General features: G+C 61.8%; 17 protein-coding genes (1 of these 17 cut by a window edge). 6 read left to right on the top strand and 11 right to left on the bottom strand.

The features are described from left to right. Positions 1-5 precede the first annotated feature (5 nt). From pbpG to ONG87_RS12960, 3 genes are all read right to left on the bottom strand, one after another. Positions 6-926: a D-alanyl-D-alanine endopeptidase gene (pbpG, locus tag ONG87_RS12970; RefSeq protein ID WP_122475805.1), complete on the bottom strand. Its 921-nt coding sequence runs from the start codon at positions 924-926 to the stop codon at positions 6-8. 202 nt (positions 927-1128) lie between these two features. Continuing rightward, on the bottom strand, positions 1129-1317 hold the full coding sequence (locus ONG87_RS12965) for a hypothetical protein (protein WP_122475803.1): 189 nt from the start codon (positions 1315-1317) through the stop codon (positions 1129-1131). Positions 1318-1429: 112 nt separating this feature from the next. Next, positions 1430-1816 (bottom strand): hypothetical protein, encoded by a 387-nt coding sequence (locus tag ONG87_RS12960; RefSeq protein WP_264381399.1) that lies wholly within the window; start codon positions 1814-1816, stop codon positions 1430-1432. A gap of 183 nt (positions 1817-1999) precedes the next feature. On the opposite strand from ONG87_RS12960, the gene ONG87_RS12955 reads away from it, so the two are divergent. Beyond that, complete coding sequence (locus ONG87_RS12955) at positions 2000-2818, top strand: shikimate 5-dehydrogenase (protein ID WP_264381398.1); 819 nt, start codon at positions 2000-2002, stop codon at positions 2816-2818. A gap of 8 nt (positions 2819-2826) precedes the next feature. On the opposite strand, the gene ONG87_RS12950 is transcribed toward ONG87_RS12955, so the two are convergent. After that, on the bottom strand, positions 2827-3471 hold the full coding sequence (locus ONG87_RS12950) for a YceH family protein (RefSeq protein ID WP_122476751.1): 645 nt from the start codon (positions 3469-3471) through the stop codon (positions 2827-2829). A gap of 298 nt (positions 3472-3769) precedes the next feature. Here ONG87_RS12950 and ONG87_RS12945 point away from each other — a divergent pair, with 298 nt between their 5' ends. Next, positions 3770-4174, top strand: a complete 405-nt coding sequence (locus ONG87_RS12945) for a TraR/DksA C4-type zinc finger protein (protein ID WP_122475798.1) — start codon at positions 3770-3772, stop codon at positions 4172-4174. A gap of 21 nt (positions 4175-4195) precedes the next feature. On the opposite strand, the gene ONG87_RS12940 is transcribed toward ONG87_RS12945, so the two are convergent. After that, positions 4196-4432, bottom strand: a complete 237-nt coding sequence (locus tag ONG87_RS12940; protein ID WP_122475796.1) for a DUF2789 domain-containing protein — start codon at positions 4430-4432, stop codon at positions 4196-4198. A gap of 511 nt (positions 4433-4943) precedes the next feature. Between ONG87_RS12940 and ONG87_RS12935 the strand changes: the two genes are divergently transcribed. Both ONG87_RS12935 and ONG87_RS12930 read left to right on the top strand, forming a co-directional pair. Further along, a complete protein-coding gene (locus tag ONG87_RS12935; protein ID WP_122475794.1) occupies positions 4944-5411 on the top strand; it encodes a hypothetical protein in 468 nt (155 codons plus the stop codon). 70 nt (positions 5412-5481) lie between these two features. Further along, a complete protein-coding gene (locus tag ONG87_RS12930; protein WP_192137908.1) occupies positions 5482-6498 on the top strand; it encodes an ABC transporter substrate-binding protein in 1017 nt (338 codons plus the stop codon). Here ONG87_RS12930 and ONG87_RS12925 read toward each other — a convergent pair whose 3' ends face one another. From ONG87_RS12925 to ONG87_RS12900, 6 genes are read right to left on the bottom strand one after another with little or no spacing between them, the layout of a single operon-like run. Then, positions 6499-6867, bottom strand: coding sequence for a Na+/H+ antiporter subunit G (locus ONG87_RS12925; RefSeq protein ID WP_264381397.1), 369 nt, complete (start codon positions 6865-6867; stop codon positions 6499-6501). Further along, the gene (locus ONG87_RS12920) at positions 6864-7142 is read right to left on the bottom strand and encodes a K+/H+ antiporter subunit F (protein ID WP_122475789.1); all 279 of its coding nucleotides are present in this window, start codon (positions 7140-7142) and stop codon (positions 6864-6866) included. The genes ONG87_RS12925 and ONG87_RS12920 overlap by 4 nt, the downstream gene beginning before the upstream one ends. Beyond that, positions 7139-7627, bottom strand: coding sequence for a Na+/H+ antiporter subunit E (locus ONG87_RS12915; protein ID WP_264381396.1), 489 nt, complete (start codon positions 7625-7627; stop codon positions 7139-7141). Before ONG87_RS12915 ends, ONG87_RS12920 begins: the two co-directional genes overlap by 4 nt. Continuing rightward, on the bottom strand, positions 7624-9303 hold the full coding sequence (locus tag ONG87_RS12910; RefSeq protein ID WP_192058267.1) for a monovalent cation/H+ antiporter subunit D: 1680 nt from the start codon (positions 9301-9303) through the stop codon (positions 7624-7626). Before ONG87_RS12910 ends, ONG87_RS12915 begins: the two co-directional genes overlap by 4 nt. Beyond that, complete coding sequence (locus ONG87_RS12905) at positions 9300-9644, bottom strand: Na+/H+ antiporter subunit C (RefSeq protein ID WP_043186251.1); 345 nt, start codon at positions 9642-9644, stop codon at positions 9300-9302. Before ONG87_RS12905 ends, ONG87_RS12910 begins: the two co-directional genes overlap by 4 nt. Next, the gene (locus tag ONG87_RS12900) at positions 9644-12562 is read right to left on the bottom strand and encodes a monovalent cation/H+ antiporter subunit A (RefSeq protein WP_122475783.1); all 2919 of its coding nucleotides are present in this window, start codon (positions 12560-12562) and stop codon (positions 9644-9646) included. The genes ONG87_RS12905 and ONG87_RS12900 overlap by 1 nt, the downstream gene beginning before the upstream one ends. Before the next feature lie 190 nt (positions 12563-12752). Here ONG87_RS12900 and ONG87_RS12895 point away from each other — a divergent pair, with 190 nt between their 5' ends. Both ONG87_RS12895 and ONG87_RS12890 read left to right on the top strand, forming a co-directional pair. Continuing rightward, positions 12753-13316, top strand: a complete 564-nt coding sequence (locus ONG87_RS12895) for a helix-turn-helix domain-containing protein (protein WP_122475781.1) — start codon at positions 12753-12755, stop codon at positions 13314-13316. Positions 13317-13471: 155 nt separating this feature from the next. Beyond that, positions 13472-14779: the 5' portion of an aminopeptidase P family protein gene (locus ONG87_RS12890; protein ID WP_264381395.1), read on the top strand. The gene runs 501 nt beyond the window's last position; only the first 1308 of its 1809 coding nucleotides appear in the window; the start codon lies at positions 13472-13474; its stop codon lies off the right edge, out of view.

Here is a 14779-nt window from a genome sequence, read left to right as displayed (position 1 = left end):
CGCGGTCAGTCCGCGGCCTGACGCATTTGCTTCTTCTGCGCCTTGTAGTCCATCGCCACCGCCGGCGGTGCACTGCTCTTGCCGGTTTCCACCCATTTGCGCAGGCGGCTGGCGTCGGCAAAGTGGGTGTACTTGCCGAAGGCATCGAGGATCACCATGGCCACCGGTCGACCTCCCATTCGCGTCACCAGCACCAGGCAGTGGCCGGCCATGTTGGTGAAGCCGGTCTTGGTGATCTTGATGTCCCAGTCGTCCTTGTTGATCAAGTGGTCGGTGTTGTGAAAGCCCAATGTATAGCTGGGTTTCTTGAACGCCACGGTCTTTTCCCGCGTGGTGCTCAGCTCGCTCAGCAGCGGATACTGCTGCGCCGCCACCAGCAGCTTGGTCAGGTCGCGTGCGGTCGAGACGTTGCTGGTCGACAGCCCGGTGGGCTCGACATAGCGGGTGTGGGTCATGCCCAACGAGCGAGCCTTGGCATTCATCGCCGCAATGAACGCACCGTAGCCACCCGGATAGTGATGCGCGAGGCTCGACGCCGCACGGTTCTCGGAAGACATCAAAGTAATGAGCAGCATGTCCCGACGATTCAGCTCGCTGCCGAGCTTGACCCGCGAAAACACACCCTTCATTTCCTTGTTCTGGCTGATGTCCACCGAAATCACTTCGCTCATGGACTGTTTGGCATCCAGCACCACCATGCCCGTCATCAATTTGGTCACCGACGCGATGGGCACCACATGGTCGGCGTTGTTCTCGTAGACCACTTTGTTGGTCTGCAGATCGATCAGTAGGGCACTGCCCGAGGCCAGGTGCAACTGCGATGGGTCACGCGGGATGGCGGCTTTTTCCGCCGCTTGCAGGTTCGGGGCGACGACGAAGGTGGTCAAGGCCAGCCACAGGCTGAAAAGAGATAGCGGGGTCTTCACGCGGAGCGCTCACTGAAAAAGAGGTAGATCGGGCTGATGATCGAGGCGGGGTCGAGAGTGTCGAATGTCACACATCGGAAGTATGGCAAAGCGCCTGCCGATTGTCGCGCTTGTCGGGATGCACCGCGTGAAGAAAAGCTCATCCAGCTCGATGTCCAATGAAAAGCCCCGCAAGGCGAGGCTTTGTCGGAAGCGCAATGACTCAGGCCAACTGAGGGTGCTGCGCCGCAGTGAGTGTGGCGTACGCTTGCTTGGCATGGGGCAGGGAGGGCAGGGGGCCGCTGATTGCCTCGCCGTCGCGCACTACGTACCAGCACGCCAGCAGGCCCAGATCGCGCAACTTTTCCGGGACTGCACTGCCGACTACCGACATGATTCTTAATACAGGCATGAGAGACCTCCGTGGTTCCTGCCGACCACCTTACGAAATCGACCCGCACCTTAGAAATCACCTTGCTCGATAGTCACCATCGACAATCCCTATCGCGCTCACACCGCGCGACTCACCAGCGCGGCGGGCCGTAGTAGACCGGCGGTGGCCCATAGTAGCCGCGCGGCGGCCCGTAGTAACCACGCGGCGGCGGTGGTGCCGCGTACACCGGGTAGGGCTGTGCATACACCGGCTGCGACTGGACATACACCGGCTGCTGTACATAGACAGGCTGTTGCACATACACCGGTGGCGGGCTTTGCACGTAAACCGGTTGCTGCTCCACATAGACCCGCTGCGGTGCATTGGATGTGACCACCGCACCGACCACGGCCGCACCCAGTACCGCGCCCAATATACCCGGCCCGGCGCCATGCCAGCCGCCGCCATGTGCCGAGGCCTGACTGGCCATCGCCAACGTGCCGACCAACAGCGCGATCTTGGGAAGTTGACGCATCATGATAGATTCCTCGTGTTTCGCACCCCTGGCGTCCGAACCTGCGATAGGTTCAGAGCATTTCGCCGGGGACACGACTATGACAAAAAATCAGTCGAAAGCGTCCCTGTCCATGGGTAAATTTTGTGTAAGGGCATGGCGTCGTCAGCCCGCTTTCATACGTCACACGCTGCCCGGAGGCCACCGATGTCCATTTCTCCCAACCGCGATACCATCCTGTGCATGTCCCTCGCCGCGCGTCCCGGAACGTTCGGGGTGCGCTTCCACAATCACCTGTACGACCAGTTGGGTCTCGACTACTACTACAAGGCCATGACCACACGCGACCTGCCAGCCGCCATCGGCGGCATGCGCGCCCTGGGCATCCGTGGCTGCGGCGTGTCGATGCCATTCAAGGAAGCCTGCATACCCCTGGTGGACGAGCTGGATGCGTCGGCAGCGGCCATCGAGTCGATCAATACCATCGTCAATGACAACGGTCACCTGAAGGCCTACAACACCGACTATCTGGCCATCCGCCAACTGCTCGACACGCACGGCGTCGATCCCGAAACCACCTTTGCCCTGCGTGGCAGCGGCGGGATGGCCAAGGCCGTGGCTTCCGCATTTCGCGACGCTGGTCTGCGCAATGGCTTGATCATCGCTCGCAACTACGAAACCGGCCGCGCGTTGGCCGACGCCTGCGGTTATCCCTGGCAGGCCGAGCTGGGCGATTCGCGCCCGCAACTGCTGGTCAATGTCACACCGATCGGCATGGCCGGCGGCGAGCAGGCCGACGAGCTGTCGTTTGAAACCGCCGCCATAGAAGCGGCGCAGCGGGTATTCGATGTGGTCGCGATGCCTTGGCAGACACCATTGATCAAGGCCGCGGGCGAACTGGGCAAACCGGTGATCACAGGCTTGGAAGTCATTGCCATCCAAGCCCTGGAACAGTTCGTGCTCTACACCGGTGTGCGTCCATCGGCCGAGCAACTGCGTCTGGCCACCGAGTACGCCCGCAACTGATCAGCGCGTCATTCCAGCCGCGACAAGCGCTCTTCGAGTACGGCGATGCGTGCCTCCAGCTCGTCGAGGCGGGTATCGTCAGGCCGCGAACCGCCGCGCTCGGGTGTCACAGCACGGGCGTTCATGATTGCGTCAATGGCAGCCGGATCGCCCAGGGCGTGGGAGTAACGATCTTCGCGCTGGCCTGCCTGGCGCGGCACATGCACCGCGAAACTGCGGCTGATCAATCGCTCGAGTTGATGCAAGATCTGCTCGCTGTCCTCGAAGTCGTGCAGGCGGGCACTGCGCGACAGCAGCTCGCCAACGGTCTGCGGTCCCCGCAGGAACATCAGGCCCATCAGGATGACCTGGGCGGGCACCAGCTCGAGTGCCTTGTCCAGCCGGTGTTCCCAGCGATCGGCACGGCTGCCCATCACCAGTCGGGTCATCTGCCGGCCTTCCAGAGCGCGCAGGCTCTGCCCGATCTGCCCCTGGGTGTACTGGCTCACTGGCTCGCGACTGGTCTTCTGGTTGCAGGCCAGTACCAGCGCATTGAGCGTCAGCGGATAGGTTTCCGGATTGCTGGCCTGCTTCTCGATCAGTGCGCCCAGCACGCGGATCTCGACGGCATCGAGCTGCAGTGGTTCGGAAGCGTTTGTTTCAACGTCGGTCATGGCGAAACCCCAAGCAATCATCGCAGGCAATCATAGACGGCCAGTATGCTATAAAAGCCGCGCGAAAAGACGTCTGCCCGGCTGCCCGCCGCCGCCCGTGGCGCGGCTATGCGCGCGACGGCACGTCATCACCCGGGCGGGCGCCAAATTTGGGGTTGCTGCGCGTCAAAACCGGCCTTAGACTGCCGCCCCTCTTGACCATGTGCCCTGTGGTGCTTGAAGAATTCTGCCTGCGTCGCTTCCGGCGTCGCGAGCTTCCTGTTTTGCCCTAGCGCATTATTCGTTTGCAGAGAAATCAATGACAAAGGAAAAGTTGCTGGCCATGCCGGCTGATGACTACATGAACGCCGAGCAACTGGCCTACTTCACCGAGCTGTTGCAGGCCATGAAGATCGAGACCCAAGAGCGTATCGAGCAAAGCCGTGTAGCCATTGAAAGCCTGGATACGCCGGCCGATCCCGCCGATGCCGCTTCCGTGGAAGAGGAGCGCCACTGGCTGGTCAATGTCATCGATCGCGACCAGCGCCTGCTGCCGCAATTGGAAATGGCCCTGGGCCGGATCAACGACGACAGCTTCGGCTGGTGCGACGACAGTGGCGAGCCGATCGGTCTCAAGCGTCTGCTGATCAGCCCCACCACTAAATACTGCATCGAGGCGCAAGAGCGACACGAGCAGATCGACAAGCATCAGCGTCAGGCATGATCACGCCCGCGCAGGCACCTCTTACGCCTGCGGATGCAATGCCACGTTGAGCTCATCGACGATGGGCGCCCATTCTGCGTCGCTGTGCAGCTCTTCTTTCAAGAAGTTGCGTTGCTGTTCACTCCAGAAGGGCGCATCTATCAGCTTGGTGTCTTGATCCAGCTGATGCTCGGCAATGAATTTCTGAATATCGGCCTCGTCGCTGGCCAGGCCCAGTTGATCGAAAAGGCCAGTAAGGCTTGGGTTCGGCAGATCCATGATGACTCCTCTGCGGCCGTTTCCAGCCATGATTGAAAGGTTACCCAGTATCTGAGGCGAGGCCCTCGCCAGAGTTCGCTTGCGATGCCGGATTTGTCTGCAGTACTGACGGACAGAAGCACTGGCCGGTGCCCCGTTTTCCGTCCAGGCCGCAGCCATGCAACAAACTTCTTGACCGCGGCGGGGTTCGATTCGGTACTATTCGCGGCAGATCACCGTCATGCGCATCATCGCTCGGATCATGTTGGTCGCCGGCTGCTCGATGCAGCTCCGGCGCCGCTCAGCCACACATGGCCAGGCCTGCCTTTTTCCTTCGCGGTCATCGGCAATTTTCCCTGCTGCAGGGTCGACGCTGCGCATCCCGGATCAAGGTTCGATCCTTTAGTCTTTCGTTAGCAGGTCGGTGGCAGTCATTGCACGTGCCGCCGACCGTTCGGCGCTCCCCGCGTCTTCAGGTTATTACCACGCGAACAGCGTTCGGTAGTCTGTGTTTCGATTTGAGGATTCTTCATTGGCAGTAAGTAATCTGGATATGCACGCACTGTTTGTGCTCGGCGACTTGCGTGCGAAGTTGGTCAAACTCTTTCAGTCGCGTTTCGTCTATGTCACCGAACAAAGCGCTGAAGGCATCTATATGGCCGAACTCGATACCGAGTCCGCACTGGTGGTCGATGACAAACCCAGGCTCGAACTCAAAGTAGGCGACCATTTTCGCGCCGCGGTCTTGCCCAGTCGCGAAGGTGGCAAGTTCGAACTCAAGTTTCGCGACATCAAGCTTACCGTTTACGGGCTCGGCGAGTATGCCTTCGTCAGCATGGCGCAGGGCGAGGGCATCGTGTTCAAGGAAGGCCAGACGGTGATGCTGGTATTCGCCGCCCACGAGCGCATCGAGGAAAACCTAGGCAAGACCTTGAAGGCGGCAACCGCCAAGGCGGCGAAGTGGCGCAAGGGTGAGTTGGCCTTCAAGGCCAGCGAGTAACGCCTCGGGGAACCTGCGCTACAGTAAGTTGACTTACCCAAGTCATCGACTGTTTACCGAGGAACCCCGCATGAAAGGACTACGTGCCTGGCTGGCCGCTTGTGGCGCCGGCTTCTGGCTATCGACTGCAGCCATCCCGGCTCACGCGCAGCCGGCGCCCATACACTTCGCCGATCTGAACTGGGAAAGCGGCAGCTTCATCACCGAACTGCTGCGCTACATCGTCGAGAAGGGCTACGAGCTGCCCACCGACACCCAGCCCGGCACGACCATCACTCTGGAAACGGCCCTGGCCAAGAACGACATCCAGGTCATTGCCGAAGAGTGGGCGGGGCGCAGCCCGGTATGGGTCAAGGCCGAAGCCGAGGGCAAGGTCATCGGTGTGGGCGATACCGTCAAGGGTGCCACCGAGGGCTGGTTCGTTCCCGAATACGTGGTCAAGGGTGACGCCGCCAAGGGCATCAAACCGCTCGCGCCAGAGCTGCGCAGCGTCGCCGACCTGGCGCGCTACAAGGACGTCTTCAAGGACCCGGAAAGTCCCGACAAGGGCCGCTTTCTCAATAGCCCGATCGGCTGGACGTCCGAAGTCGTCAACGCGCAGAAACTCAAGGCTTACAAGCTGACTGACGATTATGTCAATTTCCGTTCTGGCTCCGGCGCTGCGTTGGATGCCGAAATCGCGTCGTCGATCCGCCGCGGCAAACCGGTGCTCTTCTACTACTGGTCGCCGACGCCGCTGCTGGGGCGTTACAAGCTTATCCAGCTCGAAGAACCGCCTTTCGATGCCAAGGCCTGGGGCACTCTTACCGATGCCGACAACCCTGCGCCGCTGCCGAGCCGCTCTCTACCTTCCAAGCTGTCCATAGGGGTGTCGAAGGCGTTCCAGCAAGAGTATCCGCAGCTGGTCGATTTCTTCGCCAAGGTCGATCTTCCCATCGATCCCCTGAACAAGGCCCTGGCCGACATGAGCGAAGCCCGCACATCGCCTCGCCAGGCCAGCGAGGCGTTCATGAAAGATCATCCAGACGTGTGGAAGGCATGGCTACCTGAAGAGGTCGCCAGCAAGGTCAGCTCCAGCCTCAAGTAGTCAGTGACCACTGTCGCTGCGGTGGCTGCTGACTTCGGCAGGCACCGCTTCCCCCGCGGTACGCTTGCGGAACAGCGCGGCCCGAGCCAGCAGCAGCGTGGTCACTGGCACGGTGATCGACAGTAGAATCGGGATGAGCCAGGCATGCACCACTGGCCCGTGCTTGAGCCAGGAAAAGTACAGGATCGAAGCCAGCGCCACGCACCAGGCGCCCAATGTCGACGCCAGCGCGGGCGGGTGCATGCGTTGGAAGTAGTCCTTGAAGCGCAGCAGCCCCAAGGCGCCGGTGAAGGCGAACACGCTGCTGGCCAGCAGCAATACCGCTGTGGCCACCTCCACCCAGAACGGCAGTGTCTGTACCGAATTCATTCGATGACTTCTCCGCGCAGCAGGAATTTGGCCAGCGCAAACGAGCCCACGAAACCGAACAGGGCGATCAGCAGCGCTGCCTCGAAATAGGTGTCACTGGCGTAGCGTATACCCAGCACCAGCATGACCAGCATCGCCAGGATATACAGGTAATCCAGGGCCAGTACCCGATCCTGAGCCGACGGCCCCCGGAACAGTCTCACCAGGGTCAGCAACATGGCCAGGGCAAAGATGAACAGGCTCGCGACAATGGCATTGGACAGCAATGCGCTCATTGGAAAATCTCCATCAGCGGGCGTTCGTAGGTGTCTTTGAATTCCTTGATGAACTGCGCCTCGTCATCCAGATCCAGCACATGCATCAGCAGCACGCTGCGATCCAGCGCCAGCTCGGACCACACGGTGCCGGGAATGACGGTGGCGACGGCCGCCAGGGCGGCAAGGCCGTTGGCATTGTGCAACTGCAGCGGAATCTCGATGAAGGCCGAGCGGGGCGCGCGAACGTCCATTGTCCATACCCGCCAGAATACCTGCACGTTGGAAACCAGCACGCCGCCACCTACGCGCAGCAGCAGTCGCAGCATCACCATGGGCCGACGGATCCGTACCGCCTGAGGCCGCAAGGGCGACATCAGCAACGGCGCCAGCCACCCAAGCAGCGCGGCCAGCAACAGGTTCCCGGCGCTCAGGGACACATTGAGCAGCAGCCATAGTACGGCAAGGGCCATAGACAAAAGGGGGGCGGGGAACAGGCGGCTCATGGTTCACCCTCCAGGCTGGCAGCAGTCGGGCTGGGTATTGGCTGAGCGCCCAGCACGGTCATCACGTATTGCTTGGGATCGTCGAGCATCGCCGCCGTGTCCGCCGTGTACCGCAACAGTGGCTCGGCGCGCATCGCCAACACGACGCAAAGCCCCAGCAAGACCATGATCGGCACGCATTCGTTGAGCCGCAGCAACGGCGAAGGCCGCTCGTGGGGCGTCCAGAAGCGCTGCATGCCGACCCGCGCCAGCGCGATCAACGAGGCGAGTCCGGAAAGGATCAGCAACGCCAGATAGGCCCATGCTGTCGCGCTCAAGGTCTGCTCGCTGGCCACACCCAGACCCTGCGGGTTGAACAGTGCGGAAATCAGGTTCAGCTTGCCGATGAACCCGGAAAGGGGTGGCATGCCGATGATCAGCAGTGCGCAGGCAATGAAGCTCAAACCCAGGAAGGCCATGGTCCATGGGATCACCTGACCCACCACGGCTTTCTGCTCGTCGTCCAGGTTGATGCCCTTGGGTGGATGCAAGGCCTCGACTGCTGCTGGCAGCGGGTCGGCATCGTACTCCAGCGGGATTTCGTTGGCCGAACGCGAGCGCTCGATCAACTCGGCCAGCAGGAACAGGGCGCTGAGCGCCAATGTCGAGCTGACCAGATAGAACAGCGCAGCGCCGATCAGTCCACTCTGCCCGAAACCGATGGCCGCCAGCAGGATACCGGCCGACACCATGATGCTCAGGCTGGCCATGCGCTCCAGGCGCTGCGCGGCAACGATGCACACTGCGGCCACGGCGATGGTCGCCAGCCCACCGTAGATCAACCACTGGCCACCGAAGTGCGCCGAGGCCCCGGCCTGTCCGGAGAACAACAGTGTCCACAGCCGCAGCAGGGTGTAGAAACCCACTTTGGTCATGATCGCAAAGAGGGCCGCAACCGGGGCACTGGCGGCGGAATAGGCCGGCACCAGCCAGAAATTCAACGGCCACATGCCGGCCTTGGCCAGGAAGGCCGTCGCCAGAATGGCCGCACCGGCATGCAGCAAGCCGCGATCCGCCTCGGGCACCAGCGGAATCTTCAACGCCAGGTCAGCCATGTTCAGGGTGCCGGTGACGCCGTAGATCATCGCCGCGCCGATCAGGAACAGCGACGAGGCAAGCAGGTTGATGGCGATGTAGTGCAGCCCTGCCGATACTCGGGCTCTGCCGGAGCCGTGCAGCATCAGGCCGTAGGACGCGGCCAGGAGCACTTCGAAGAACACGAACAGATTGAACAGGTCAGCCGTCAGGAACGCTCCGTAGAGCCCCATCAGCTGAATCTGGAACAACGCATGGAAGCTGGCGCCGGCCCGATCCCAGCGCGCCATGGCGAACAGCAGGGCGCAGACCCCGACGATGCCCGTCAGCACCAGCATCAATGCCGAGAGCCTGTCCACCACCAGCACGATACCGAATGGCACCTGCCAGTTGCCGGGCAGGTACACGCCAATCGAACTGGCCTGGCCTTGATCCTGCACCCACCACATCAGGTAACAGGCGATTGCCAGTCCCAGCATGCTGGAAATGACGTTGATCCGCGCTTTCAGCGGACGGTGTTTTTCTCCGAGCAGCATCATCACTGCTGCCGTGAACAACGGCAGCACGATGGGCGCGACGATCAGATGGGGCATCCAGCTCATTCCTTGGGCTCCCGGCCGTCTACGTGGTCAGTGCCGGTGAGGCCCCGCGATGCCAGCAACACCACCAGGAACAACGCAGTCATCGCAAAACTGATGACGATGGCCGTCAGCACCAGTGCCTGGGGCAGGGGGTCGGTGTAGTTGAGTAGGTCCTGCGGCACACCTTCCTTGATGATCGGCTCCTTGCCGATGAACAGGCTGCCCATGCTGAAGATGAATAGGTTCACCCCGTAGGACAACAGGCAAAGGCCCATGACCACCTGGAACGTCCGCGGACGCAGGATCAACCAGACACCTGACGCAGCCAGGACGCCGATCGCGATTGCAATCACTTCTTCCATCAGACGGCTCCTTTGGGGGCGATGCCCTTGGGCAGGCTCGACGGGCGATGACCGCGCACCGACTGGTGGCCCAGGGCGGTCAGGATCAGCAGGGTCGAACCCACTACCACGGTGAATACACCAATGTCGAAAAACAGCGCGCTGGCCACGTGCAAGTCACCCAGCAGCGGCAAGTGCAGGTGCGCGGTGTGCGTCGTCAGGAATGGATAGCCCAGTGCAATAGCACCCAATCCGGTGACGGTCGCGAACAGCAGCCCGGTACCCATCCAGCGCAAGGGACGCAGTCGCATCTGGGCCTCGACCCACTGCGTGCCTGCCACCATGTACTGCAGGATGAACGCCACCGACAGCACCAGGCCGGCGACGAAGCCCCCACCCGGTTGATTGTGTCCGCGCATGAACAGGTACATCGACACGATCACGGCCACCGGCAGCAACAGGCGGACCAGAACCGCTGGAACCATCATGAAACCCAGCGCCGTATCGTCCGCGCCACGTGGGTTGATGAGGTCGGTAACCACGTCGGGTGCCAACGAGCGCTGCTGCGCAGGCAACTGCATGCTCTCCTTGGGTGGGCGGAAGCGTCGCAGCAGGGCGAACACGGTCAGTGCCACGGCGGCAAGGACCGTGATCTCGCCCAGGGTGTCGAAACCGCGGAAATCCACCAGCATGACGTTGACCACGTTGGTCCCGCCGCCCTGGGGCAGGGCACGGCTCAGGTAGAACTCGGAAATGAAGTTGGGTGTTGCACGGGTGAGCATCGAATAGGACAACAGCGCCATGCCGCCGCCCACGACCAGGGCCAGCACCAGATCGCGCAGGCGCCGCAGCTTGGCGCGGTCGAGAGTGGCTCGTGACGGTGCGACTTCCTCGATCCGCCGAGGCAGCCAGCGCAGGCCCAGCAATATCAATACCGTGGTGACCACTTCCACCACCAACTGAGTGAGCGCCAGATCAGGCGCCGAGAACCAGACGAAGGTGACGCAGGTCATCAGCCCGCACACGCTGACCATGGTCAGCGCAGCCAACCGGTGGTATTTCGCCTGCCAGGCGGCGCCCAGCGCACAGGCAATGGCAATCATCCAGAGAATCACGAACACGCCCGAACCTGGAATTTTCGGTCGATCACCCCAGCTCAGGCCGCTGTAGAGCATCGGCGCCATCCCCGCCAGTACGGCGACCAGCACCAGCATGAACAACTGCGCCTGCAGGCGTCGGGTAGTCAACAGCAGCTCCGCCCTTCGCGCCAGCCGCATCATCACCACCTGCGAACGCTCGAACAGGCGCTTGCCATTGAAGCGTTCGATCACTGGCGGATAACGCAGGCGACCGTGACGGAACTGATTGCGCAACAGTACGTAGAGCAGCACCCCCGCGCCCATTGCGATCAGGCTCATGACCATCGGCGCGTTCCAGCCATGCCAGATAGCCAGGCTGTATTCGGGCAGCTCGCCGCCCACTACCGGCAATGCTGCGGCAGCAAGGAACGGCGCCACCGATTGCGCGGGAAAGATGCCGACCACCAGGCAGGTCAGCACGAGCAACTCAACCGGCGCACGCATCCAGCGCGGTGGTTCGTGGGGCACATGGGGTAGATCGGTCGCTTTCGGACCGAAGAATACGTCCACCGTGAAGCGCAATGAATAGGCGACGCTGAAGATACCGGCGAGCGTCGCCACCACGGGCAGAGCGATCTCGACCCAGGCGGTGGAGCTTATGAACACCGTTTCGGCGAAGAACATTTCCTTGGACAGGAAGCCGTTCATCAACGGCACACCGGCCATGGATGCGCTTGCGACCATGGCCAGCGTGGCCGTGAACGGAATCAGACGGAATAGCCCGCTCAGGCGACGTATGTCCCGGGTGCCGCTCTCATGGTCGATGATGCCCGCTGCCATGAACAGCGAAGCCTTGAACGTCGCATGATTGAGAATGTGGAACACCGCCGCCACGGCTGCCAGCGGGCTGTTGAGCCCCAGCAGCAGGGTGATCAGGCCCAGGTGGCTGATCGTCGAGTAGGCAAGCAGGCCCTTCAGGTCGTTCTGGAACATCGCCGCATAGGCACCCAGCACGAGGGTACATGCTCCCGCTCCACTCACTATCCAGAACCATTGCTCGCTGCCCGAAAGCGATGGCCACAACCGCGCCAGCAGAAACACCCCGGCCTTGACCATGGTTGCCGAGTGCAGATAAGCGGAAACCGGTGTAGGCGCGGCCATCGCATGGGGTAGCCAGAAATGGAATGGAAACTGTGCGCTCTTGGTAAGCGCACCCAGCAGGACCAGGGTCAGCATGACCGGATACAGACCGTGCGCGCGGATGACGTCGCCCGCCACGAGCACCTTGTCCAGGTCGTAGCTGCCGACGATATGACCCAGCAGCAGTACGCCGGCCAGCAGGCACAGGCCACCTGCGCCGGTCACCATGAGCGCCATGTAGGCGCCGCGGCGTGCATCGGCGCGATGATGCCAGTAACCGATCAGAAGAAAGGAGAACAGGCTGGTCAATTCCCAGAAGAACACCATCTGGATCAGGTTGCCGGAGATCACCAGGCCGAGCATGGCGCCCATGAAGGCCAGGAAAAAGGCGAAGAAGCGTGGTACTGGATCTTGCGGCGACATGTAGTAGCGCGCATAGAGCGCGACCAGCGTGCCGATGCCCAGCACCAGCAGGGAAAAGAGCCAGGCGAAGCCGTCCAGGCGCAGCACCAGGTTGAGCCCGAGACTGGGCAGCCAGAGGAATTCCTCGCGTATCACACCGCCGTTGGCGATTTGCGGATACAGCATGGCTACCTGTACCGTGCCGACCAAGGCTACCAGTCCAGCCAGAAGCGATTCGGCGTTGCGCGCGTTGTGCGGCAGAATGGCTGCCACGCAACTGCCTACGAAGGGCAGAAGCAATAGTACTATCAAGGACATAGGCTTCTAATCTGCAGGAATATTGAAAACGATCATACGGGCTCACAGGGTGATCACCAACCCGCAAGCTGTGGCAGAATCGTACAGGCATGCTGTAACGACTTGTTTTTTTATGACAAATTTTTACCACCGTTAGCTCCGCCACAATTGCGTCGATCAGCGGGACTACTCACAGCGAGCGCGAAACCCTTTGGTCAAAGACCCCAGTTCCAAAGCTTCGGTGCTTCAGCATGTCAGCCATAACGTGCGGCGCTTGCGTCAGGCCGCTGGACTTTCCCAAGCGGCTCTCGCGGAACAGTCCGGTGTCAGTCGCCGCATGCTGGTGGCCATCGAAGCCGGCGACAACAACGTCAGCCTGACCACTCTGGATCGCGTCGCGCAAGCGCTGGAGGTTGCCTTCAGCGACCTCATCCAGCCTGGCGAGAATCGCGACCCCAGCCGTATCAACGAACTGGCGTGGGTCGGCACCTTGCCGGGCAGCAGGGCTGTACTCCTGGCCAGTACGGTGGCCAGCAAGGAGGTAGAACTCTGGGAATGGCTGCTGCAGCCCGGCGAATCCTATGCATCGGAGGCGGACGCCGAAGGTTGGAGCGAGCAGATCTACGTCTGCGAGGGACGCCTCACCATCATATTGGCGGGCCGCACCCGCGAACTCGCGGCCGGCGAGTTTTTCGTCTACCCGAGCAATCAGCCCTACGCGTACCGCAACGACAGCGAAACGGCTGTCCGCTTCGTACGTAACGTCGTCATCTGAACTCCTCCAGGCTGCAAGGTGGCCGCAACGCCGTCGAGCAGGTGCGAAGCGTCCTTTCTCGAGGTTGCCCCGCGCTGCTGCCTTCGCCATTATCCGTCCACACGATCTGCCTCCAACATCTGCCTAAAAGATCCAGCACCCGAACCGGAGCCCGAATGAGCCTGACACCTTCCGCCCGCTTTCCCGTTGCCGAGCGCTTGCGCGACATGCGCGCGCTCATGCTCCGCGAGGGCATAGATGCCTTGCTGATACCTTCGGCGGACCCGCATCTATCCGAATATCTGCCGGAGCACTGGCAGGCCCGCCAATGGTTGTCCGGGTTCCAGGGCTCGGTCGGAACCCTGATCGTGACCGCCGAGTTCGCCGGTCTCTGGGCCGACAGCCGCTACTGGGAGCAGGCACGGGTCGAACTCGTCGACAGCGGCATCGAATTGGTCAAGCTGATCGCCGGGCAACCGGGCCCACTGGATTGGCTGGGTACTCAGGTGCGCGCAGGCGGCACGGTTGCAGTCGACGGCGCGGTCATGGCAATCGCCGCCGCACGGCAGTTGCGAGAAAAGCTCCAGCAGACAGGTGCGTCACTGCGTACCGATACCGACCTTTTCGCTCAGGTCTGGCTCGATCGCCCGGCATTGCCTGCGCAATCGATCTACGCACATGCCGCACCCTACGCTGTGCGCGAGCGCGGCGAAAAACTGAAGACGCTGCGCGAGCAGATCCAGGCGCATGGCGCCCATTGGCACTTGTTGGCAACCCTTGACGACATCGCCTGGCTGTTTGACCTGCGCGGGTCGGACGTACCCTATAACCCGGTATTCGTCGCATTCGCCTTGATCGGCGAGCGCTCGGCCACGCTGTTCACTGCGCTGTCCAGGGTCGATAGCAGCGTGCGCGACAGCCTGGAGCAGGACGGCATCGAGGTTCGCGACTACACCGACATCGCATCGGCGCTGGCCGCTGTGCCGGTAGACGAAAAGCTGTTGCTCGACCCGGCCCGCGTCACCGTTGGCATCATCGAAAACCTCGGGACGGGTGTGGCCCTGGTAGAAGCACTCAATCCAACCACCCTGAGCAAATCGCGCAAGACCGAACCCGAAGCGGAACATATCCGCCATGCCATGGAGCAGGACGGGGCGGCACTGTGCGAGTTCTTCGCATGGCTGGAAGGTGCCTGGGGCCGCGAACGTATAACCGAATTGACCATCGACGAGCGGCTGACGGCTGCGCGCGCGCGTCGACCCAACTTCGTCTCGCTCAGCTTCTCGACCATCGCGGCGTTCAACGCCAACGGTGCAATGCCGCATTACCGCGCCACCGAACAGGCTCATTCCGTGATCGAGGGTGACGGTCTGCTGTTGATCGACTCCGGTGGCCAGTATCTAGGTGGCACTACCGACATAACCCGGATGATTCCGGTCGGTGCGCCCACGGCACAACAGCGGGCGGATTGCACCAGGGTGCTG

Origin of the sequence: Pseudomonas sp. MM227 (assembly GCF_947090715.1) — a bacterium.
Classification (GTDB): Bacteria; Pseudomonadota; Gammaproteobacteria; order Pseudomonadales; family Pseudomonadaceae; genus Aquipseudomonas; species Aquipseudomonas baltica.
Note: the sequence above shows the minus strand (reverse complement) of the source record. Positions and strands in the feature narration are given on the sequence as shown.